Here is a 21,734-nt window from a genome sequence, read left to right as displayed (position 1 = left end):
GCCAGGACTCAGCCGTCACTAGCGTCGCAATTTGCGTCGTCAGTGCCGTTGCGTTCGAAAAGCACGGTATGGCGTCAGCAACCCGCCCCTGAACCAGAACCCGGAATCCACGACGTGCCGGCCAAGGGCACACGGGCCATGGCTGCTGACTCGACGGTCAGTGCCACCAGATCTTCCGGGTCGAGATTGTGCAAGTGCGACTTGCCGCAGGCTCGGGCCATGGTCTGGGCTTCGAGGACCAGCACGCGCAGGTAGTTGGCCAGACGCCGTCCGCCCTCGACGGGGTCGAGACGTTTGGACAGTTCAGGGTCCTGGGTGGTGATGCCCGCCGGGTCGCGGCCGTTCTGCCAGTCGTCGTAGTAACCCGCTGCCGAGCCGATCTTTCTCAACTCTTCGTCGAGACGTGGATGGTTGTCGCCCAGCGCTATCAGTGCAGCCGTACCGATCGCCACCGCATCAGCGCCCAATGCCATGGCCTTGGCGACGTCGGCACCGTTGCGGATCCCGCCGGAGACAATCAATTGCACCTTGCGATGCATGCCCATCTCCTGCAAAGCCTGCACCGCCTGTGGGATGGCGGGTAGAATCGGGATACCGACGTGTTCGATGAACACTTCCTGAGTGGCGGCAGTACCGCCCTGCATGCCGTCGAGCACGATCACGTCAGCACCGGCCTTCACTGCCAGCTTGACGTCGTAATACGGACGGCTGGCACCGATCTTCACGTAGATCGGCTTTTCCCAGTCGGTGATCTCGCGAATCTCGGCAATCTTGATCGCCAGGTCGTCCGGCCCCGTCCAGTCCGGGTGACGGCATGCCGAACGCTGATCGACGCCGACCGGCAAGGTGCGCATGCCGGCCACACGCTCGGTCACTTTCATGCCCAGCAACATGCCGCCACCACCCGGTTTGGCCCCCTGTCCCAGGACGATTTCGATGGCATCGGCCTTGCGCAGATCGTCCGGGTTCATGCCATAGCGCGATGGCAGGTACTGATAGACCAGATGCTGTGACTGACCGCGCTCTTCCGGGGTCATTCCGCCGTCGCCGGTGGTCGTACTGGTGCCCGCGATGGTCGCGCCACGGCCCAGTGCTTCCTTGGCATTGGCCGACAACGCGCCGAAGCTCATGCCGGCAATGGTCACCGGGATTTTCAGGTAAAGAGGCTTTTTGGCAAAGCGATTGCCGAGCACCACGTCAGTGCCGCACTTCTCGCGATACCCTTCCAGCGGGTAGCGCGACACGCTGGCACCGAGCAGCAGCAGATCATCGAAGTGCGGCAGCTTGCGTTTGGTACCGCCGCCACGGATATCGTAGATCCCGGTTTCCGCAGCTCGCTGGATTTCCTGAATGGTCAGGCGATCGAAAGTGGCCGACTCGCGCAGAACCGGAGCAGGTTTATGGCTGATAGGGTCGCTCATGGTATTGCTCCTGGATCAGTACGCGGAGGCGTTATCGACTTTGAAGTTGTAAAGCTGACGGGCCGACCCGTAACGTTTGAAATCCGCAGCCTTCTCGTTGAAGCCTGCACGATTGAGCAACTCCTGCAGCTCCTGCAGATGTTCTTCGCGCATCTCCTTGGCGATGCAGTCAGAGCCCAGCGACTCGACCTTGCCTTTGACGTAGATCCGCGTTTCATACAGCGAGTCGCCCAGTGCATCGCCTGCGTCACCGCAGACCACCAGACGACCGGCCTGGCCCATGAAGCAGCTCATGTGGCCGATGCTGCCGCCGACCACGATGTCGATACCTTTCATGGAGATGCCACAACGCGCTCCGGCGTCGCCTTCAATCACCAGCAGACCGCCGTGCGCCGTCGCGCCGGCAGCCTGGGAGGCGCTGCCTTTGACGCGCACTGCGCCGGACATCATGTTTTCTGCGCAGCCAACGCCGACATTGCCGTGCACGGTGATCGAAGCTTTCTGATTCATGCCCGCACAGTAATAACCGGCATGCCCCTGAATATCGATGGAGATGGCTTCGTTGACGCCGACCGCCAGGTTATGCGCGCCGTCAGGATGGGTGACCAACCACTCACGGTCCTGCAGTTGCCTGACCTGATCGTGCAGGGCCTGGTTGAGATCGCGCACGGTGGCGCAGGAAAGATCGACGGTTTTCATGGGCGTGCTCCCTCGACTGACTCGCGTTCCCAGATGTACAGGGTGGCCGGAGCCGGTTCCCAGACTTTGGCGTTTTCGATCCCCGGCAGACTGGACAGCGCCTGATATTCCGAGGCCATGGCGACGTAATCGTCGGTTTCGGCAAGGATTGCCGGTTTGCAGGCAATCGGATCGCGAATCACCGCGAAGCCATTGCGGGTACCGATGGCGAAGGTGAAAAAGCCATCAAGGTCTTCAAGCGACTTGTCGAGCGCCTGTTCAAGGGTGTCGCCCTGCTGCAGACGCCAGGCCAGATAACCGGCGGCTACTTCGGTGTCGTTGTCGGTCTCGAAATGAATACCTTCGCGGCGCAGGTTCTGGCGCAGACGAAAATGATTGGACAGCGAGCCGTTGTGCACCAGACACAGGTCGGAGCCCGTGGAAAACGGATGGCTGCCTTCCATGGTCACCGCGCTTTCGGTGGCCATACGGGTATGCCCGATAATGTGGCTGCCCTTCATGGACGCCAGGCCGAAACGCGCGGATATCTCTCTGGGCAGGCCCATGCCCTTGAGAATCTCGATACTCTGTCCGGCGCTCATGATACGGACGGTGGGTGCCAGCTCCGCCAGCACGGCACGCACCGGGCCTTCGTCTGCCTGAACTTTCAAGACCACAGCACTGGCGTTCTGAAACCAGTCAAGCGGCGCTTTCAACCGCCCCTGCAACGCAGTCATCAGCACTTGAAAATCATACTGCTCAGTAGCGGCCTGCAAGGTCAGCTTGACCCAGCCCTGCACCACCTCATCACCATAAATGGCAAACCCGGCGCTATCCGGCCCACGGTCCGTCATGGCTTCGAGCATCGGCTCGAACAATTTGCCGAGTTGCGACTCCAGCGCCGGGTTTTTCAGATATAAACCAACGATTCCGCACATAAGCCTCACCTTGTTCGGGAGCGGCAAGCTTTTAGATAAAGTTTCAAGCTAAAAGCCCACCGCATAGACAGAGAAATCAAATACGCCGCAATCCAGCTTCTTGTTGCAGCTTGAAGCCTGAAACATGCAGCTAGAAAAACTCGATATAGCGCTTCACTTCCCAATCGCTGACATGACGGCTGTATTCCACCCATTCCATGCGCTTGAGGCGGATGAATTCGCCAACGATCTCGTTGCCCAGCACCTCGGCGAACAACGGGTCGGCTTCCAGCGCGTCGCAGGCTTCCTTGAGCGACTGCGGCAGGGTCTCAATGCCCCGTGCGGCAATTTCTTCCAGGCTCAATGTGTAGAGGTTCTCGTTGCAGACGTGATCGATTTCCAATTGCCGGTCGATGCCATCCAGCCCTGCGGCAATGATCGCGGCGCTGACCAGGTACGGATTGCAACCGGCATCCGGCAGACGAAATTCCAGGCGACCATAAGGCACGCGCACCATCGCCGAACGGTTGTTGGCACCAAAGGCGATGAACGCCGGAGCCCAGGTTGCTCCGGACAGCGAATTACCGACCACCAGGCGCTTGTAGGAGTTGACCGTCGGGGCTGCGAAGGCACACAGCGCAGGGCCATGAGCCAGCAGGCCTGCCGCGAAGTGATAAGCCATCTTCGACAGGCCCATGCCGCTCGGATCACTGGCGTCGTGAAACAGGTTTTTATTGCGGGCGCTGGCAATCGACAGGTGAAAGTGCATGCCGTTGCCGGCGCGCTTTGGATCGGGTTTGGGCATGAACGAGCAGATCATGCCCATGTCATTGGCGATCTCCCCGGCCGCCATACGGAAAAAGGTAAAGCGGTCAGCCGATTCCATGGCCTCGCTGTAGGTGTAATTGATCTCGAACTGGCCGTTGGCGTCTTCATGGTCGATCTGATAAATGTCGAAGCCCACCGGCTGCAGTGCCTCGGTCAAGCGTTCGAGAAACTCACGCGAACGCGACAGTCCTTTGTAGTCATAGCAAGGCTTGTCGAGGTTATCGCTGGCATCGACCATCTGCAGGCTACCCGCGCCGTCGCGTTTGAACAGGCTGAACTCGGGCTCCAGCCCGGTATTGAGGGTCCAGCCACGCTGGCTGAGGCGCTCGACCTGCTGCTGCAATACATAGCGGCTGTCATAGGGCCACGGTTTGCCATCCACATGACCGATGCACACCACACGCCCATACCCCGGCTGCCACGGCACCGGTGTCAGCGACGAGAGCTCGCCCCTGGCCATGAAGTCTGGCCCATGAGGCTCCATGCCCATGCCGCAAATCGCGAAACCGGCAAACCCGGCGCCGTCCTCTGCAACCATTTCCAGGCCTGTCACAGGAACCGATTTGGTCTTGGCCGAACCATGAATGTCCACGAACTGAGCCAGCACGTACTTGATACCGTGCTGTTCGATCAGGCGCTGGGTTTCGGGTGGCAACATGGGGCGTGTCTCCTGGCATGAGCAAAACGTTTCAGGGAAGAGCCTTTAAGTGAATTGCCTGCCGAAATATATTCCGAACAGGAAATTTACTTTCCCATTAAGAATGCAAAGCGCTTGCCAATCTGGTATGCCAGAAAAACGAACACACACGGTTGGGGTAATTCAGCTGTTTATATGGGAAACTTGTTTTCTCACAGGGAATAATCAGCACCGGGCTGCTTAGACGGCAGCGTTGAAATGCACATTCCCAGTGCGAAATAAAAATTATTGAACGGAAACTGTGCAAAGCCGATGAATATGCCGACAGAACCGCATCCCAAATTGAAGCTTGAGCAATACCTGGGCATTCAGATCAAACGCCAGCGTCAGGCTCAGGAACTGAAGCTCGCCGACGTGGCGCGTATTGCCGGTATCAGTCAAGGCATGCTGAGCAAGATCGAGAATGCACAGGTGTCGACCAGCCTCGACAACCTCAGCCGTCTTTGCGACGTGCTGGGCATGCCCATGTCCAGACTGTTCAGCCAGTACGATCAGCAAGGCAGCGGTGCACTGCTGGTCAAAGCCGACGAAGGACTTGAGGTGGTAAGACGCGGTACCGAGAAAGGCCACACCTATCACTTGCTCAACCATACCCGCGGGCCGAAGAAGAGTTTCGAGGCCTACATGGTGACGATGGACGATGCCAGCGAGGAGTTCCCGACGTTCTCACACCCCGGCACCGAGTTTCTGCACCTGCTGGAAGGCGAACTGATCTACCGCCACGGCAACCAGTTGTACCCGATGCAGGCCGGGGACAGCCTGACATTCGACGGCGACATACCCCATGGTCCCGAGCAACTGGTGCAGGTGCCGATCAAGCTGCTGTCGATCATGAATTACGGGGCGCAAGGGGATTGAGCTCAGACCGACAGCGGCGCACCTTTTAGCGCGCCGCACTTGCGCTGGTTACAGGTATTTCAACCAACTGATATCCCGACGGCGAGCCTTGAGCGCAGCGAACCAGCGCACTGCAGGGAACAGCAGCACTGCCAGCACGATCGAGGTCAGCCAGACGCCCCACATGTTGTCGAAGCCGAAATACTTGCCCTGGTTGGTCCCCCAGATTGCCACGGCAATCAGGTATAGAATTTTCAGGACGTACAGGTGCAGCAGGTAGAAAAACATCGGTGCCGAACCCAGCACAACCAACGGCCGCAACCAGCTTTTCTCCTGACTGCGTTCGAAAGCGATGAGGATCAGCAGACCTGTCCCCAGCGTCAGGCTGATAAAAAGCAGCGATGGCGGGTATTTGGTGATGTTGAAGAAGCTCATGACCGTTTGCACACCGGTCTCGCCAACGCTCCACGGTTTTTCACCGTAGCCGTTGATCATGCGCAGGACCACAAAGCCCGACAGCGCTCCCCCACCCCACATCCACAGGTTCGCACGTCGTTTCGCAGCGTCGTAACTTCCGGCAAACCAAGGGCCTGCTGCATAGCCCAGCGCTATAATGCCGATCCACGGCAATAACGGGTAAGAGGTACGGAAACGCAGGTTATCGGACACCTCGATCCAGCCCCGATCATGCAGGATCGCCCACGGGATATGCATGGCCGACTCGACGCCGAAGTGCAGTGAATCCAACAGGTTATGCCCGGCAATGATCACCACGCCAATGACCACCAGCGCCCAGCGCGGCAGAAACACCATCAGCGACAGCGCAACCATGCTCAGGCCGATAGCCCAGATCACTTGCAGGTAGATGATGGTCGGCGGGAACTGGAAGGTCCAGGCGAAGCTCACCAGAGTGAACTCCAGAGCAATCAGGAACAGCCCGCGCTTGAGCAGAAACGCTGAAACGTCGGTTTTGCCCTGGTATTTTTCGCCGTACAAGTACGCTGAAAGCCCGGTCAGCAGAACGAACAGGGGCGCGCACAAATGCGCCAGCGTCCGGCTGAAGAACAGCTCGGGCTCAGTGCTTGCAACGTCCATCGGATCGAGGACCTGACGGTGCAGGAAGAAGGTTTCCCGCACATGGTCCAGCAGCATGAAAAGAATGATCAGCCCGCGCAGAGCATCGATCGAGCGCAGCCGTGATGCTGGCGCGCGGGTTGAGTGAACAGCTGTTGTCATGAAAAATTCAGGTCCATTGTTGGGGGGGTGCTAATTGTTTGGAGCTTCAAGCTTCAAGCTTCAAGCCTCAAGCTTTTAGCTTGCAGCTGGCGCGTAGCGCTGCTTCAAAATTCGTTCTGAAGTGCCTTGTAGCCGCGCACCAGGTCAATATTGGTGTGTGCCACATCTTCGGAAAACTCCGAAGCCGAAATGCTCACCGGCGGGAATTGCGAAAGATCGGTGCCAGGCCCGATCCGGGTCGTGGACGGCACGTAAAAGCTCTCTGGCAGATCACGACCGTCGACCACCGAATTGTGCCTGACCACGCTGCCATTACCGACCTGGCAATTGAACAGCACACTATTGAAGCCGATGAACACGCGGTCTCCGACCATGCAAGGTCCATGCACGATGGAGCGGTGAGCGATCGAAGTGAACTCGCCAATGGTAACCGCTGCGCCCGATTTGGAGTGAATCACCACACCGTCCTGAATGTTCGAATTGGCGCCGATGACGATCGGTTCCATGTCTCCGGTGGCGTCGACTTCGTCGGCGCGGATCACGGCGTATGGGCCGACAAAGACATTGTCCTTGATGATCACCTTGCCGCAGATGATCGCGGTTTTATCGATGTAGGCAGACTCGGCGATGACTGGCAAATGGCCGGAAGGATTTTTACGGATCACGGTATGAAGCCTCAGGACAGGTAGTTGGAAGTCTGCGCGGCTGCATCATGCGGATGCAGGCTTTCGAAGTGACGCACGCTGACGCTGGAGGCTGCATAACGGCCTTCCAGCGCTTGCTGGACCTTGCGTGCTGCGTCTTCGACGTACATCAGGTTTTGCCCGTTGAGCCGGGCGAATGCTTGCTCGTCGGCACGTTTGACGGCGGTTTGTACCGGTGTGCCCAATGCCTGCTCGACGGTATCGATGAGCCTCATCAAGCCCAGCTCGGACGCCTGCTCCGCCACACGCACCTGAACCGTCGCAACGCTGCGCTGGCTGTGCGGCGTAGCGAACGAGGCGTTCTCGCGCAGCCAGGTCGCAACCTGCATCGGATCGACAAAGGACTGCCTGCCAAAGCGTTCAGTGAATGCTCCCTCCAGCAGCTGTCGAGACAATGCAGCCGAGCACGGGCAGGTAGACGAGTAGGTAATCTCGGCTGAAACGTCGAGGCACAGACGACCGGCGTGCCAAATGGCGTCAAGTTTCACAGGGTAGGATTTCCAGCCGCTGAGCCCCTCGGTAACCAACGCCGGGCGACGGCACAGCAGATTGAAGCTCAACGTGAGTCGGGCGCGGCTGGAATGACAATCAACGTGACTCTCGACCATCGCCTCCATCAAGGCAGACAACGTATCGGGGCTTAGTATCTGGTGCTCGGCGTACCTGTCGAGCAGCCGGTAGAGCCGCGACATATGGATACCTTTGACGCTCGGGTCGGCCAGATCGACTTGCAGATCGACATAGGCATGGACAGGGTAGCGAACGCCCGCTTCGGCCAGCCGGACCGGTACTTCGACGCCTTGCATGCCGACCCAGTCTAGTGAAACCAGGGCCGAGGAAACTTCCGTCAGGGCAACGTCTGGGAGGGGGTTGTTCATGTGCGTCGGTCATCTCGTTGGCGAGCTTCGCCGTATGGGCGAAGGCTGATATTGGCGGTTCACGGCTACAGCGTGCAGCCATAAATTCGTTACACTATAACATCATGCCTGTCAGCTTCATCAACCAGACGTTAGTCAACCGTTACAGCGCCGCATCAACACTCCTGCGTTTCAGGTCTTTGCCAGTTCCTCGATCAGAAAATCCCGAAAAGCCGCGACCGCAGCGGGCAGGTTGCGTCCGGCCATGCTTTGCAGTTCTATACGACGCGCCTTCATGCCGTCGTCGCTGATAGGCAGCGACTTGAGCTGTTTTTCATGTGCGCGCTTGTCCAGCGTCATCTCGCTGGACAGGCTGATCCCGCCCTCCTCACGGACAAAACGCAGCAGCGCACCGATGTAATTGCTGGTCAGCACAGGATCGAACAACAGGCCCTGTACTCCGCAGCAGATATCAAACAGCTGGCGCAAGGTCGTGTCGGTATTGGTCAGAGCGATGGCATAAGGTTGCAGCTCAGCCAGGGAGACCTCCGTGCGTGAGGCCAATGGATGGTTATGACTGACCACCGCGCAGATTGCACCGCTGTGAATGTGCTCGACCTTGATCTCGTTCTGCGGCGTCAGGCTGAAGGTCAGGCACAGGTCCGCATCACCGGACCGCACCCGCTCGGTGGCCTGGGCCGGCGCGCAGACTTCCATCGAGAAATGGATGCCCTGATACAGCCGCCGGAACCGTGCAATGCACTGCGGCAGGAAGTCCAGGGCAAAACCCTCCGAGCAGGCAACCCGAACGTGGCCGCGCTGCAAACCTTGCAACTCAGTGATTTCCAGCACGACCTGCTCGGCCTCCAGCTGTGACTTTCGCGCGTAGGCTGCCAGACGAATGCCCGCCTCGCTGAGCATCATGCCGCGAGCCTGTCGCTCGAACAGCAGCGCATCCAGCTCCCGCTCCAGCTTGCTGATTTGCCGACTGACCGCCGATGACGCCACATTGAGTCGGATCGACGCCTCACTGATAGACCCGCAACGTGCCACTTCGAGGAAGTAGCGTAGGGCGGTGGACTGTACGCCGTAGAGTTGCATCGCGTCTCCTGCGTTGCCTTTTCAGCAATGAAAGGTTCGAAATATTGTGCTTGTGGCATTGATACGCTTTGCCTAGAGTCATGTCGAGGCCCAACACAGTCAAAAGAACATGCCGGCCTTGTTGCTCCCCCCTCTTTTCGCATTTGCGACCCACTGCCCTTTGATACATCCACTTTGCCTATTGGAGACGACGGCATGGGAATCAAGGGTTTCGCTCGCAGCATCGCGCTATTGAGCCTGTTCAGCAGTTTCTCGGTCCTGGCCGGCAAGGCTGACGACACACTGGTCTACGCCTCCGACAGCGAACCGGAAAACATCAGTCCCTATCACAACGACCTGCGCGAAGGCGTAATCCTCGGTCGGTTGATCTGGGATAACCTGGTCTATCGCAACCCCGACAGCGGCGAGTACCAACCCATGCTCGCCACCAGTTGGAAACAGGTCGACGATACGACCATCGATTTCCAACTGCGCCAGGGCGTGAAGTTTCACAACGGTGACCCATTCACTGCCGATGACGTGGTGTTCACCCTTAATTATGTGGTGTCGCCCGAGTCCAAGGTGGTCACGGTACAAAACGTCGACTGGATCAAGAGCGCCGAAAAATTGGGCGATTACAGTGTTCGTCTGCACCTGAAAAAGCCCTTCCCGCCTGCGCTGGAATACCTCTCCAACGCCGTACCGATGTTCCCGAAAAAATATTTCGAAGAAGTCGGGCTGGCAGGCTTCAGCCGTAAACCGATCGGCACCGGGCCTTACAAGGTGACGGCCATCGCCACCGGCGAAGGCGTGAAAATGGACAAGAACCCGGACTACTTCAAGGACAGCCCACAGGGTCAGCCGAAGATCGGTCACATCAACTTTCGGGTAATCGCCGATGCCGAAACGCGTCTGGCCGAGCTGATGACCGGTGGCGTCGACTGGACCTGGCGGGTGGCGCCGGATCAGGCGGAAAACCTCAAGGCCATGCCCAATCTGGTGGTCACCAGCGGTGCGACCATGCGCATCGGCTTTCTGATTCTCGACGCTCGCGGCACGTCCAGCGCCGATTCGCCGATGAAACATCTGAAAGTACGCCAGGCAATCAACTACGCCATCAATCGTGACGGTCTGGCATCGCAACTGGTCGGCGGCGAAAGCAAGCCGTTGCAGGTCGCCTGCTACCCCGGTCAGTTCGGTTGCGACACCACGGCGGCCACTGTCTACAACTACGACCCGGCCAAGGCCAAGGCGCTGCTCGCCGAAGCCGGTTACCCGAACGGCTTTGAGACTGAAATATTTGCCTACCGGGACCGCGACTACGTCGAAGCCATCATCGGCAACCTGCGCGCAGTCGGCATCAACGCCAAGCTGCGCTACCTCAAGTACGCGGCGCTGCGTGATCAGCAGCGCGGAGGCAAGGTGCCGATGTCATTCCAGGCCTGGGGCTCGTTCTCGATCCTTGATACCTCGGCCTCGGCCGGCACCTGGTTCAAAGGCAACCCCGACGACAACATCAAGGACCCGCAAGTCCAGGGCTGGCTGCAGACCGCCGATAACGCCCTGGACCCGCAGGTGCGCAAGGACAACTACCGCAAGGCGTTGCAGCGCATCAGCGAACAGGCCTATTGGGCCCCGCTGTTCAACTACTCGATGAACTACGCCTATGTCTCAGACCTGAACTTCAAGCCCTACCCGGACGAACTGCCACGATTCGTACTGTCGAGCTGGAAATAGGCGGTTCGTGAAGCCAATCGGCGAGACCGGCTGTGAGGTGCGTGAAGCACCTTGCAGTATCGGCAGCCAACCCGTCACCCCCTGAACACAAGGTCACTTGCCATGTTCGGATTTCTCTTGCGCCGCCTGGGTATCGCCCTGTGCGTAGCGATCACTGTCTCGGTGATCAGCTTTTCCCTGCTGCACCTGTCCGGCGACCTGGCCACCGCCATCGGCGGCCCGGAAGCCAGCAGCGAGCAGATCGAACAGATTCGCGTGCAATACGGCCTCAACAAGCCATTGGTAACGCAGTATTTCGAATGGCTGGCCGACGTGGTGCGCCTGGACCTGGGCGACTCGTTCTTCTTTCAGGAATCGGTCTACAACCTGATCGCCTCGCGCCTGTCGATCACCCTGGGGCTGGGCGCGATGGCCTTGAGCATTGCGTTGCTGATCGCCATTCCACTGGGCGTGCTGGCTGCCGTGAAGCGCGACACCTGGGTTGACCGCCTGGCACTGAGCATTGCCGTGCTGGGCCAGGCAATGCCGAGTTTCTGGTTCGCGCTGATGCTGATCGTGGTGTTCTCGGTCACGCTGAAATGGCTGCCGGTGTCGGGAAACTCGACCTGGGCACATTTTGTCATGCCAGCCATTGCGCTGGGCTACTACGCCACGCCCGCAATCATGCGCCTGACCCGGGCCGGCATGCTCGACGTGCTCAACTCCGATTACATACGCACCGCACGTGCCAAGGGCCTGCGCCCTGCCACCGTGCTGTTCAAGCATGCGTTGCGTAACGCATTGATCCCGGTGGTCGCACTGGCCGCCGTCGAGTTCGGTTTCATGCTCGGCGGCTCGGTGGTCATCGAAACGGTCTTCTCGCTGCAGGGCATCGGCCAACTGGCCTGGGATGCGATTGCCCGCGACGACTTCCCGGTGGTGCAGGCAGTCGTGCTGTTGATCGCGGTGATCTACATCGTCCTCACTCTGCTGGCCGACGTGCTTAACGCACTGCTCGACCCGCGCATCCGCGTGAAATAGGAGGCCCCATGAGCACAACCACCTCATCGCCGCTATCGATCAACGATTATCAGCCTCCGGCGCGCAGCGTCTGGCGCACGTTGCGCAGCAGCTTCGCGCATCGTGGCTTCGCCATCGGCGCGGTACTGCTGCTGATCATCCTGCTCGGCGCGCTGTTCGCGCCCTGGCTGGCACCCTACGATCCTTATGCGCAGGATGTGATGCTGCGCATGAAACCACCGGTATGGATGGCCAACGGCACCTGGGACTATGTGCTGGGTACTGACAAACTGGGCCGGGATTACCTGTCGCGCCTGCTGTACGGCGCACGCATCTCGCTGTTCATCGGCTTCTCGGCGGCGCTGATCTCTGGCGTCATCGGCACCATCATGGGCCTGTTGGCCGGCTACTTCGGCGGCAAGACCGACGCTGTGATCAGCTACCTGATCACCACACGCCTGGCGATGCCGGTGGTGATGATCGCGCTGGCCTCCGCATCGCTGATCGGCGGTTCCCTGAAGGTGGTGATCGTTCTGCTTGGCTGCCTGCTGTGGGATCGCTTCGCGGTGGTCGTGCGTGCCGCCGTGCAGCAGATTCGTGATGCCGAATACGTCGCCTCGGCCCAGGCATTGGGCTGTTCGACGCTGCGCATTCTGGCCAGTGAAATCCTGCCCAACCTGGTCGGTGCCCTGATCGTGGTCGCCACCCTGGAGATGGCCCACGCGATCCTCCTGGAATCAGCGCTGTCTTTTCTCGGGGTCGGCGTACAACCGCCTATTCCATCCTGGGGACTGATGATCGCCGAAGGCAAACCGTACATGTTTTTTTCCCCGTGGGTCATCGCCATTCCCGGCGTCGCCCTGATGGTGCTGGTGCTGGGTATCAATCTGGTCGGCGACGGCCTGCGCGACCTGATCCTGCCCGACGGGCGCAACTGACAGAGGAGCTCCGCACATGGCGCTGTTGCATGTTGAAAACCTGCGTGTCGAGATCCCTCTCGGCCAAGATACGCTTCACGCAGTGCGCGGCCTGGACTTTCAAGTCGAGCGCGGCGAAATGCTGTGCATTGTCGGCGAATCGGGCTGCGGCAAATCCCTGACATCGCTGGCGCTGATGGACCTGCTGCCGCGCAAGGCCCGGCGTACTGCAACGACACTGCGCCTGGACGGCATCGATATGCTGACGCAGAGCGAGCGGCAGATGTGCGACCTGCGCGGCAACCGCCTGGCAATGATTTTCCAGGAACCCATGACCTCGCTGAACCCGGCTTACAGCATCGGCGATCAGCTTTGCGAAGTGCTGACCCGGCATCGCAAGGTGTCCCGCAAGGAAGCCCTGCAACGTGCCGCGCAGATGCTCGAAAAAGTCGGGATCAGCAACGCGGGCGAGCGCCTTCGTCAGTATCCGCATCAATTGTCAGGCGGCCTGCGCCAGCGAGTGATCATCGCCATGGCACTGATGTGCGAACCCGACGTGATCATCGCCGACGAGCCGACCACCGCGCTGGACGTCACTATTCAGGCACAGATCCTGCGCCTGATCCGCGACGTTCAGAAAGAGCTTGGGCTGGCAGTGATCTTCATTACCCATGACCTGGGACTGGTAGCGCGCATCGCCGACCGGGTTGCGGTGATGTACGCCGGACAGATCGTTGAAACCGCCCCGGCCGTCGAGCTGTTCGAGAATCCGCAACATCCTTACACCCGCGGCTTGCTGGCAAGCATACCGATCCCCGGACGCACCCAGCCAGGCCAGCCGCTGGGCTCGATTCCGGGCCTGGTGCCCAGTCTGGTCGGCGAGCAACACGGCTGTGCATTTCGCAATCGCTGCCCACAGGCGATTCCGGCCTGCGCGGAAGACGTCCCGCCGGTCAATAGCCACGACCACATGACTCGCTGCCTGTTTGCCACAGCGGGCACCGAACCCGTGTTTCACCGTGAGGGTGTACCGTCATGAACACAGCCGTGCAACAGGTCCCCACCACCAGCGTCAAGAAAGACATTGCTCTGGAGCTGTGCGACATCCGTCGCGAATTCAGTATCAGCCGTGGATTTTTTAAACCCAATGCCACGTTGAAAGCCGTCGATGGTGTGTCGCTGCGCCTGATGCGTGGCGAAACTCTCGGGCTGGTCGGCGAGTCGGGCTGCGGCAAAAGCACCCTGGCCAAGATGCTCCTCGGCCTGATTGCGCCCAGCAGCGGTGATGTACTGGTCAACGGCAAGCACTTGGCCGGGACTGACCGCAAGGAGATGGCGCGGCGTATCCAGCCGATCTTTCAGGACCCCTATTCGTCCCTCAACCCGCGCAAAACCCTGCGTGAAATCGTTACGCTGCCGCTGATCGTGCATGACATCGGCACCCACGCCGAACGCCGCCAGCGTGCCGAAGCGATGATGGACGTGGTTGGTTTGCCCAAGCGTGTGATCGACAGCTACCCCAGTCAGCTCTCCGGTGGTCAGCGCCAGCGCGTGGCGATCGCCCGAGCACTGGTGATGCGCCCGGATGTGTTGATCTGCGATGAACCGACGTCGGCCCTGGACGTGTCGGTGCAGGCGCAAATTCTTAATCTGCTACAGGAACTCAAACAGGAATTCGGCCTGACCTACCTGCTGATCAGCCACAATCTGGCAGTCATCGAGCATCTGGCCGACCGCGTAGCCGTAATGTACCTGGGACGGATCGTCGAGGAACGCAGCCGCGAATCGCTGTTCGCCAGACCCGGTCATCCCTACACCCAGGCATTGCTCGACTCGGTATTGACCCCCGACCCGCATCTGGGCATTCCCGAACTGGGTTTGCACGGCACCTTCCCCAACCCGATGTCGCCGCCGTCCGGCTGCGCCTTTCATCCGCGCTGCCCGGCCTGTATGAGCGTGTGCAAAGAGCAGTCCCCGCTGACAGGCCGCATCGAAGGCGGAACCGTTCGCTGCCACTTGCGCGATACCCCGAAAACCCTGGAGCTGATGCCCTCATGAGTAGCCGTTCGCACGCCATCGAAAACGTCACTGAACAGTTCGACAACGGCGCATTTTTCGCCCTGCTTGGCGAAAGTGTTGCCTATCCGACCCAAAGCCAGGAGGCCGAAAGTCTGCCTGAGCTGTACCGTTATCTTCATGAGTTCATCACGCCGCATGTCGAGCGTCTGGGTTTCAGCGTTGCCGTGCACCACAACCCGGTCGCCGGGCGCGGGCCACTGATGATCGCGACGCGCATCGAGGCCCCTGAACTGCCGACGCTGCTCAGTTATGGCCATGGCGATGTGGTTCGCGGCTATGACGCGCAATGGCAGCAAGGGTTGTCCCCGTGGCAAGTCGTCGAACGTGGCGAACGTTGGTACGGGCGTGGCACCGCGGACAACAAAGGCCAGCACCTGATCAATCTGACCGCCCTGGAACAAACCCTCAAAGCGCGCGACGGCAAACTGGGTTTCAACGTTAAACTGCTGCTGGAGATGGGCGAAGAAGATGGCTCTCCCGGCCTCGGTGCGTTCTGCCAGGCCCACGCTGGAGAGCTCGCCGCAGACATTTTCATCGCCTCCGACGGCCCACGCCTGGCAGCGGCGCGCCCTACCCTGTTTCTTGGCTCGCGCGGCGTGTTCAATTTCGAACTGACGGTGAACCTGCGTGAAGGCGCGCACCATTCCGGCAATTGGGGCGGGCTGCTGGCCAACCCCGGCATCATTCTGGCCAATGCCATCGCCAGCATGGTCGATGAGCACGGCCGGGTAAAAGTCGCGGGGCTCATGCCCACCGCCATTCCCGAAGCGGTCAAAACTGCGCTGGCAGATATCGAGGTCGGCGGCGGCCCCGGCGATCCGGACATCGACCCCGATTGGGGCGACCCGGCGCTGTCGCTCAGCGAAAAAGTCTTCGGCTGGAACACCCTCGACGTTCTCGCCTTCAAGACCGGCAACCCGGACGCACCGGTACACGCCATTCCCGGCAAGGCGCATGCGCTGTGCCACATTCGCTTTGTGGTCGACAGCGACTACAACGCCTTTATCCCAGCGGTGCGTGCCCACCTGGACGCCCACGGTTTCACTCAGGTCGAGGTCCGGCAGACGCGCATGGACGTAATGCACGCTACGCGCCTGTCACCGGACAGCCCGTGGGTCGGCTGGGCATTGGAGTCGTTGGCCACCACCACCGGCAAGAAGCCTGCACTGCTGCCTAATCTGGGCGGTTCACTGCCCAACGATGTGTTCGCCGAAGTGCTGGGCCTGCCGACGGTCTGGGTGCCACACTCATACCCGGCGTGCTCGCAGCATGCCCCCGACGAGCATTTGCTGGCTCCGGTGGTCAAAGAAAGTCTGCAAATCATGGCCGGACTGTTCTGGGACCTGGGAACCGACGGCGCACGGCTGACCCGCGAGCATCGGGCACAGGAGCTGAGTGAATGAATGAGGCACAACGGCAGGCAACCGACTGGCTGAGCGGGCAGTACGAGGCGATGGAAGCGCTGTTGCAGAGCCTGGTCGACACCGACTCCAACAGTTACGACAAGGCCGGGGTGGATGCGGTCGGCGAACTGCTCGCCGCGCAATTGCAGGCCGACGGGATCAGCGTCAAACGCATCCCGGTTGAGGGTTTCGGCGACGTACTGCTCGCCGAGCTGCCCGGCGGCCCCGGAAAACCGGTGCTGCTGCTGGGGCACCGCGACACGGTATTTCCCAAAGGCACCACGTCCACTCGCGGCTATACCAAAGATGCCGAGCTGGCCTACGGCCCAGGCGTGGCCGACATGAAAGGCGGTCTGGTACTGAACTGCTTTGCGCTGAAAGCGTTGAAACGTGTCGTTCCGCTGCCGTTTCCGGTACAGATCCTCTATACCGGCGACGAAGAAATCGGCTCCGCCAGCGCTCGTGTTCACATCGAAAAGTACGCACGTCAGGCGCGCGCGGTGCTCAACCCGGAACCGGGACGCGCCAGCGGCAACGTGGTCAGTGCCCGCAAAGGCGGTGCCACGCTGATCATCGAAGTGAACGGCCGCGCGGCGCATTCCGGGGTCAATCACGCCGACGGTGCCAGCGCCATTCAGGCGCTCGCGCACAAGGTGATCAAGCTGCATGCGCTGACCGACTACGCAGCGGGCATTACCACCAACGTCGGCTTGATCTCGGGCGGCACGTCCAGCAACACCGTTGCGCCCACTGCAACGGCAAAACTCGACGTGCGCTTTGTCGAACTCCGCCAATGGGATGAAATTCTCGCCGCAGTCCAGGCCATCGTCGCCGAAGAGGAGCTGCCCGGCACATCGGCCAGGCTGCTGGAAGCCACGACCTTCCTGCCCATGGAAGCCCGCCACAGCACTGAACTGCTGACTATCTATCAGGGCCTTGCGCAGGAACTGGGTTTCAGCGTGGACGGCGAGTTCACCGGCGGCTGCGCCGATTCGGGTTTCACCGCTAGCCTGGGTATCCCCACTCTGTGCGGCCTCGGCCCGGTCGGCGGCAAGGTACACACCGAGCGTGAGTATCTGGAGCTTAATACCCTGGTGCCCAGAGGCCAGGCGCTGGTGGCGACGATACTGGCACTAGGGGATGTTTGAAGAGACTGCCCACGTGCGCCCAACCTGGAAAAAGAGGCGCGACGCAGATGTGTGACGCAGAGCGTCACGAAATGCATTCCCACGCGGAGCGTGCGGAACGATGACATTCGGGAGAACACTCCATGCAAAATTCGTCCGAGCTGCTCGGTAAATCCGCCACCGAACTGCGTGCGCTGATCGGCAACAAACAGCTCTCTCCGGTGGAATTACTGGACGCCTGTATCGAGCGGATTGAACGCCTGAACCCGAAGATCAACGCTTTTGCCGCGACCTGTTTCGAGCGCGCCCGCGACGAGGCGCTGCTGGCCGAGCATGCCGTGATGCAAGGCAGACCACTCGGGCTGTTGCATGGCCTGCCCATCGGCATCAAGGATCTGGAAGAAACCGCCGGCGTGCTCACCACCTACGGTTCACCATTGTTCCGCGACAATATCCCTGCGCAGGACAACCTGTTCGTGGCCCGCCTGCGCGCTGCCGGAGCGATCATGGTCGGCAAGACCAATGTTCCGGAACTGGGCGCAGGGGCCAATACCCGTAACGTGGTCTGGGGCGCGACCGGAAACCCGTTCAATCCCGAGCTGAACGCCGGTGGGTCTTCGGGTGGCTCAGCCGCCGCGCTAGCCGTAGACATGGTGCCGTTGTGCAGTGGCTCGGACACCGGTGGTTCGTTGCGCATTCCCGCGGCACTGTGCGGCATCGTTGGCCTGCGACCTTCGCCGGGGCTGGTGCCGAGCGAACGCAAGAAACTCGGCTGGACGCCGATCTCCGTGGTCGGCCCGATGGGCCGCAACGTCGCCGACACGCTGCTGCAACTGCGCGCCAGCGCCGGGCTGGGGCAGTCCGACCCGCTGAGCTATGCCATTGCCGATAACGAGTTTGCACCACACACTGTCGACCTCAGCCAGCTGCGGGTCGGCTATAGCGAAGACTTCGGCGCGTGCGCAGTCGATGACACAATCCGTGCCGTCTTCAGGAAAAAAATCAACGCACTGAAGACGCTCTTCAAATCCTGCGAAGCCATTGACCTGAACCTGGGCAGCGCCCATCGCACCTTCGACGTGCTGCGTGCCGAAGCCTTCGTCGCAGGATTGCAGGACGCCCACGACCGCGACCCTGATGCGTTGGGGCCCAACACCCGCGCCAACTTTGAGATGGGCGCCGCCATGTCGCTGCAGGACTGCGTCAAGGCACATGGCGAGCAGAGCCGGATCTTTCGCGGTTTCCAGAAGCAATTCGAACACTACGACCTGATCCTCGCACCGACCACGCCAGTCTCGCCCTTCCCCTGGAGCGAACTGTACCTGCGCGAAGTCAACGGCGTGCCACTGGACAATTACTACCGCTGGCTGGCGCTGTGCTACACCATCACGCTGACCACCAACCCTTCACTGTCCGTGCCCTGCGGCACTGATCACCACGGCATGCCGTTCGGGTTACAGGTGATCGGCGGATTTCGGAGCGACGCTAAACTGCTGGCTTGCGCCGAAGCGCTTGAACAAGCAACGGCAAACGACCACCGCTTGTCCCGGCCACGCCCTGATCTGCAGAAACTGCTGGCCTCGGCGGTCGATCTGACGCATATCGTCACGCATCCGCCGGTTTACGGCGGGTCGAGAACGGGCAAGCCGGAGATTGGTGCGATGTGAACGTGGCGCAGCCAGCTTCGGAAAGATGAGGGGCAAAACCTGCCCCTCAACGTTAGAGCACGTTACTTGGGCAACGCGTAAGCAATCACGTAATCGCCACGGTCAGGCGATTGGCGGGCACCACCGGCGGTAAGCACAATGTACTGCCTGCCGGTCTTGGGCGATACGTACGTCATCGGGCCGGACTGGCTGCCCACGGGCAGGCGGGCCCTCCAGATTTCGTTGCCGTTGCCGCTGTCGAAGGCGCGCAGATAAAAGTCCTGGGTGCCGGCGAAGAACAGCAAGCCCGACTGTGTGGACAACGAAGCGCCCAGCGTCGGCATGCCGATCGGGATCGGCAGGCCCATGCGAATACCCATCGGGCCAGTGTCTTTCACGGTGCCGACCGGGACCTGCCACATGAGCTTTTTGGTCTTCAGGTCAATCGCTGACATGGTGCCGAACGGCGGTGCCTGGCACGGAATGCCGACGGCAGACAGGAAGCGCTGGCGCATGGCACCGAACGGTGTACCGGTCTGCGGCACGACGCCCATTTCGATACCGCTGGCACCGGCGGCGATCTTGTCGCGCGGGATCATGTAGTTAGCCAGGCCCAGACGCATGTCATTGACGAACATATAGTTGTTGGTCGGGTCGACTGAGACACTGCCCCAGTTCATGCCGCCCAGCGAGCCTGGGAACTGCAACGCAGGGTCCAGGCCTGGCGGTGTGTAAACGCCCTCGTGACGCATGCCTTTGAAAGCGATGCGGCACATCAACTGGTCGAACGCCGTAGCACCCCACATGTCGGACTCTTTGAGGGTCTGGTTGCCGATCGACGGCATGTCCACCGAGAACGGCTGAGTCGGCGAATAGCGCTCGCCCGGCACATTACCCTGCGGTACAGGGCGCTCTTCGACACGCGAGATCGGCACGCCGGTTTCGCGGTTGAGCAGGAAAATCTCGCCCTGCTTGGTGACTTGCGCCAATGCTGGCTGCGTACCGCCCTTGCCGTCCGGGATGTCATACAGCAACGGCTGGGCCGGAATGTCGAAGTCCCACAGATCGTGGTGGGTCATCTGGAAGTTCCAGCGCACCTGACCGGTTTTGACGTCCACCGCAACGACTGAGGAGGACCATTTGTCGTCCTGCTCGGTACGCGTCCCACCGAAAAAATCGGGTGTAGCGTTACCGGTCGGCAGGTAGATCAGGCCGAGCTTGTCATCGTAGGACATGGCCGACCAGACGTTCGGCGTGCCACGCGTGTAGGTTTCGCCTGCTGGCGGACGCTTGTTGGTATTCGGGTTACCCGGATCCCAGGCCCAGACCAGCTCGCCGCTATGTACGTCGAAAGCACGCACCACGCCTGGAGGTTCGCCGGTGGAGAAGTTGTCGGCAACACGACCACCCACCACAACCACATTGCCCGCCACCAGCGGCGTAGAGGTCTGCTGGTAGTAGCCTTCCTTGACTTCGCCCATGTCGGTTTTCAGATCGACTACGCCTTGATTACCAAAGTCCTTGCAGGTCTCTCCGGTCCTGGCGTCGAGTGCGATCAGGCGAGCGTCGCCAGTCGGCAGAAACACGCGTGTGGCACACGCGGCAGATGGCTGGGCAGGTGCGTCGGCTGCGGGTGCGGCGAAGTAGCCCAGGCCGCGGCAGCGCTGCCAGTTGGGCGCACTGCCCTGCGGGTCGAACTTCCAGCGTTGGGTGCCGGTGTCCGCATCCAGTGCAAAAACTTTGCCGTAAGCGGTACAGGTGTAAACCGTATCGCCAATCTGCAGCGGAGTGTTCTGGTCTTCTGCACCGGCACCGGTGCTCTGCGGAATGTCGCCGGTGTGGAAGGTCCAGGCAACCTGCAGCTTGTCGACATTGCTCTTGTTGATCTGATCCAGAGCAGCGAACCGGTTACCTGCCGGGGTGTTGCCCCAGTGTGCCCAGTCCTTCTGCTCGGCGCCCGGCGCTACCGGGACAATAGGCGGCATGCTGCTGGCGCTAATCACAGGACTCGGTACAAACATGTAGCCAATGGTTGCCACAACACCAATGGCCAGCAAACCGGCCAAGCCATATGCGCCACGACCTGCCTGAGCACCTGAAGCGCGCACCAGTGTCGGGTAGATCAGCGCAATCACCAGCCCGATCACGGCAAAGGTCAATAGGCGGGACACCAGCGGCCAATAGTGCAGGCCTGCATCCGAGATAGCCCAGATGGCGGTCAGTATCAGGGCGATGCCATACAACAAGGCACCTTTGGGTTTGCGCACGGAGATCAGCGCACCACTGATCAGCATCGCCAGCCCCATCAGCAGGAAGAACCAGCTGCCGCCCAATGTCACCAGGTAGCCACCGCCACCTGCCAGACCGAGCCCGATCAGAGCGATCAGTACTCCCAGCCCGAGCAGCAGCAACCTGCTGCCAGCGCCTGTGTATTGCTTGTTTGTCATTTTTCAAACCTGTCGGATTTTTACAGCCGAACAGAATGTACCAAACGGTTCATAATGACAAATTGTCGCAGCCTGCCCGACGTCTGCAACGAGCGTTTTCGGGCGATCAGCGAACAATTTTTCT

The 21,734-nt window shown here is 60.4% G+C and carries 18 protein-coding genes; 9 read left to right on the top strand and 9 right to left on the bottom strand.

The annotated features are described in order from the left end of the window. Positions 1-74: 74 nt before the first annotated feature. The 4 genes from ALO80_RS12185 to glnT all read right to left on the bottom strand — a co-directional run bounded on the left by ALO80_RS12185 (position 75) and on the right by glnT (position 4,502). Positions 75-1,421, bottom strand: a complete 1,347-nt coding sequence (locus tag ALO80_RS12185) for an FMN-binding glutamate synthase family protein (protein WP_055009193.1) — start codon at positions 1,419-1,421, stop codon at positions 75-77. 15 nt (positions 1,422-1,436) lie between these two features. Next, entirely contained in the window at positions 1,437-2,120 is a 684-nt protein-coding gene (locus tag ALO80_RS12180; RefSeq protein ID WP_055009192.1) for a GltB/FmdC/FwdC-like GXGXG domain-containing protein, read from the bottom strand. Next, positions 2,117-3,037, bottom strand: coding sequence for a class II glutamine amidotransferase (locus tag ALO80_RS12175; RefSeq protein WP_055009191.1), 921 nt, complete (start codon positions 3,035-3,037; stop codon positions 2,117-2,119). The genes ALO80_RS12180 and ALO80_RS12175 overlap by 4 nt, the downstream gene beginning before the upstream one ends. 130 nt (positions 3,038-3,167) lie before the next feature. Beyond that, on the bottom strand, positions 3,168-4,502 hold the full coding sequence (gene glnT, locus ALO80_RS12170; RefSeq protein WP_055009190.1) for a type III glutamate--ammonia ligase: 1,335 nt from the start codon (positions 4,500-4,502) through the stop codon (positions 3,168-3,170). A gap of 291 nt (positions 4,503-4,793) precedes the next feature. Between glnT and ALO80_RS12165 the strand changes: the two genes are divergently transcribed. Next, complete coding sequence (locus ALO80_RS12165; protein ID WP_055005880.1) at positions 4,794-5,399, top strand: helix-turn-helix domain-containing protein; 606 nt, start codon at positions 4,794-4,796, stop codon at positions 5,397-5,399. Between the two features lie 48 nt (positions 5,400-5,447). On the opposite strand, the gene ALO80_RS12160 is transcribed toward ALO80_RS12165, so the two are convergent. The 4 genes from ALO80_RS12160 to ALO80_RS12145 all read right to left on the bottom strand — a co-directional run bounded on the left by ALO80_RS12160 (position 5,448) and on the right by ALO80_RS12145 (position 9,276). Next, positions 5,448-6,614: a DUF1624 domain-containing protein gene (locus ALO80_RS12160; protein WP_055009189.1), complete on the bottom strand. Its 1,167-nt coding sequence runs from the start codon at positions 6,612-6,614 to the stop codon at positions 5,448-5,450. A 104-nt stretch (positions 6,615-6,718) separates the two neighbouring features. Beyond that, the gene (locus tag ALO80_RS12155) at positions 6,719-7,279 is read right to left on the bottom strand and encodes a gamma carbonic anhydrase family protein (protein ID WP_055009188.1); all 561 of its coding nucleotides are present in this window, start codon (positions 7,277-7,279) and stop codon (positions 6,719-6,721) included. Between the two features lie 11 nt (positions 7,280-7,290). Next, a complete protein-coding gene (folE2, locus tag ALO80_RS12150) occupies positions 7,291-8,196 on the bottom strand; it encodes a GTP cyclohydrolase FolE2 (RefSeq protein WP_055009187.1) in 906 nt (301 codons plus the stop codon). Positions 8,197-8,367: 171 nt separating this feature from the next. Then, the gene (locus ALO80_RS12145; protein WP_054985329.1) at positions 8,368-9,276 is read right to left on the bottom strand and encodes a LysR substrate-binding domain-containing protein; all 909 of its coding nucleotides are present in this window, start codon (positions 9,274-9,276) and stop codon (positions 8,368-8,370) included. 195 nt (positions 9,277-9,471) lie between these two features. Here ALO80_RS12145 and ALO80_RS12140 point away from each other — a divergent pair, with 195 nt between their 5' ends. The 8 genes from ALO80_RS12140 to ALO80_RS12105 all read left to right on the top strand — a co-directional run bounded on the left by ALO80_RS12140 (position 9,472) and on the right by ALO80_RS12105 (position 19,184). Further along, a complete protein-coding gene (locus ALO80_RS12140) occupies positions 9,472-10,992 on the top strand; it encodes an ABC transporter substrate-binding protein (RefSeq protein WP_055009186.1) in 1,521 nt (506 codons plus the stop codon). Positions 10,993-11,094: 102 nt separating this feature from the next. Continuing rightward, on the top strand, positions 11,095-12,012 hold the full coding sequence (locus ALO80_RS12135) for an ABC transporter permease (protein ID WP_055005885.1): 918 nt from the start codon (positions 11,095-11,097) through the stop codon (positions 12,010-12,012). 8 nt (positions 12,013-12,020) lie between these two features. Then, on the top strand, positions 12,021-12,929 hold the full coding sequence (locus tag ALO80_RS12130) for an ABC transporter permease (protein WP_055009185.1): 909 nt from the start codon (positions 12,021-12,023) through the stop codon (positions 12,927-12,929). A 16-nt stretch (positions 12,930-12,945) separates the two neighbouring features. Further along, complete coding sequence (locus ALO80_RS12125) at positions 12,946-13,947, top strand: ABC transporter ATP-binding protein (RefSeq protein WP_055009184.1); 1,002 nt, start codon at positions 12,946-12,948, stop codon at positions 13,945-13,947. Further along, complete coding sequence (locus tag ALO80_RS12120) at positions 13,944-14,966, top strand: ABC transporter ATP-binding protein (protein ID WP_055009183.1); 1,023 nt, start codon at positions 13,944-13,946, stop codon at positions 14,964-14,966. The genes ALO80_RS12125 and ALO80_RS12120 overlap by 4 nt, the downstream gene beginning before the upstream one ends. Beyond that, positions 14,963-16,390 (top strand): M20 family metallopeptidase, encoded by a 1,428-nt coding sequence (locus ALO80_RS12115; RefSeq protein ID WP_055009182.1) that lies wholly within the window; start codon positions 14,963-14,965, stop codon positions 16,388-16,390. The genes ALO80_RS12120 and ALO80_RS12115 overlap by 4 nt, the downstream gene beginning before the upstream one ends. Further along, positions 16,387-17,538 carry a M20 family metallopeptidase gene (locus ALO80_RS12110; RefSeq protein ID WP_055009181.1) on the top strand — a complete coding sequence of 384 codons (1,152 nt, stop codon included), beginning with the start codon at positions 16,387-16,389 and terminating at the stop codon, positions 17,536-17,538. The genes ALO80_RS12115 and ALO80_RS12110 overlap by 4 nt, the downstream gene beginning before the upstream one ends. A gap of 122 nt (positions 17,539-17,660) precedes the next feature. Further along, positions 17,661-19,184: an amidase gene (locus ALO80_RS12105; RefSeq protein ID WP_055009180.1), complete on the top strand. Its 1,524-nt coding sequence runs from the start codon at positions 17,661-17,663 to the stop codon at positions 19,182-19,184. Between the two features lie 62 nt (positions 19,185-19,246). Here ALO80_RS12105 and ALO80_RS12100 read toward each other — a convergent pair whose 3' ends face one another. Beyond that, the gene (locus ALO80_RS12100; RefSeq protein WP_055009179.1) at positions 19,247-21,610 is read right to left on the bottom strand and encodes a glucose/quinate/shikimate family membrane-bound PQQ-dependent dehydrogenase; all 2,364 of its coding nucleotides are present in this window, start codon (positions 21,608-21,610) and stop codon (positions 19,247-19,249) included. Between the last annotated feature and the right edge of the window lie 124 nt (positions 21,611-21,734).

It is taken from the genome of Pseudomonas caricapapayae (assembly GCF_001400735.1).
Lineage (GTDB): Bacteria > Pseudomonadota > Gammaproteobacteria > Pseudomonadales > Pseudomonadaceae > Aquipseudomonas > Aquipseudomonas caricapapayae.
Note: the sequence above shows the minus strand (reverse complement) of the source record. Positions and strands in the feature narration are given on the sequence as shown.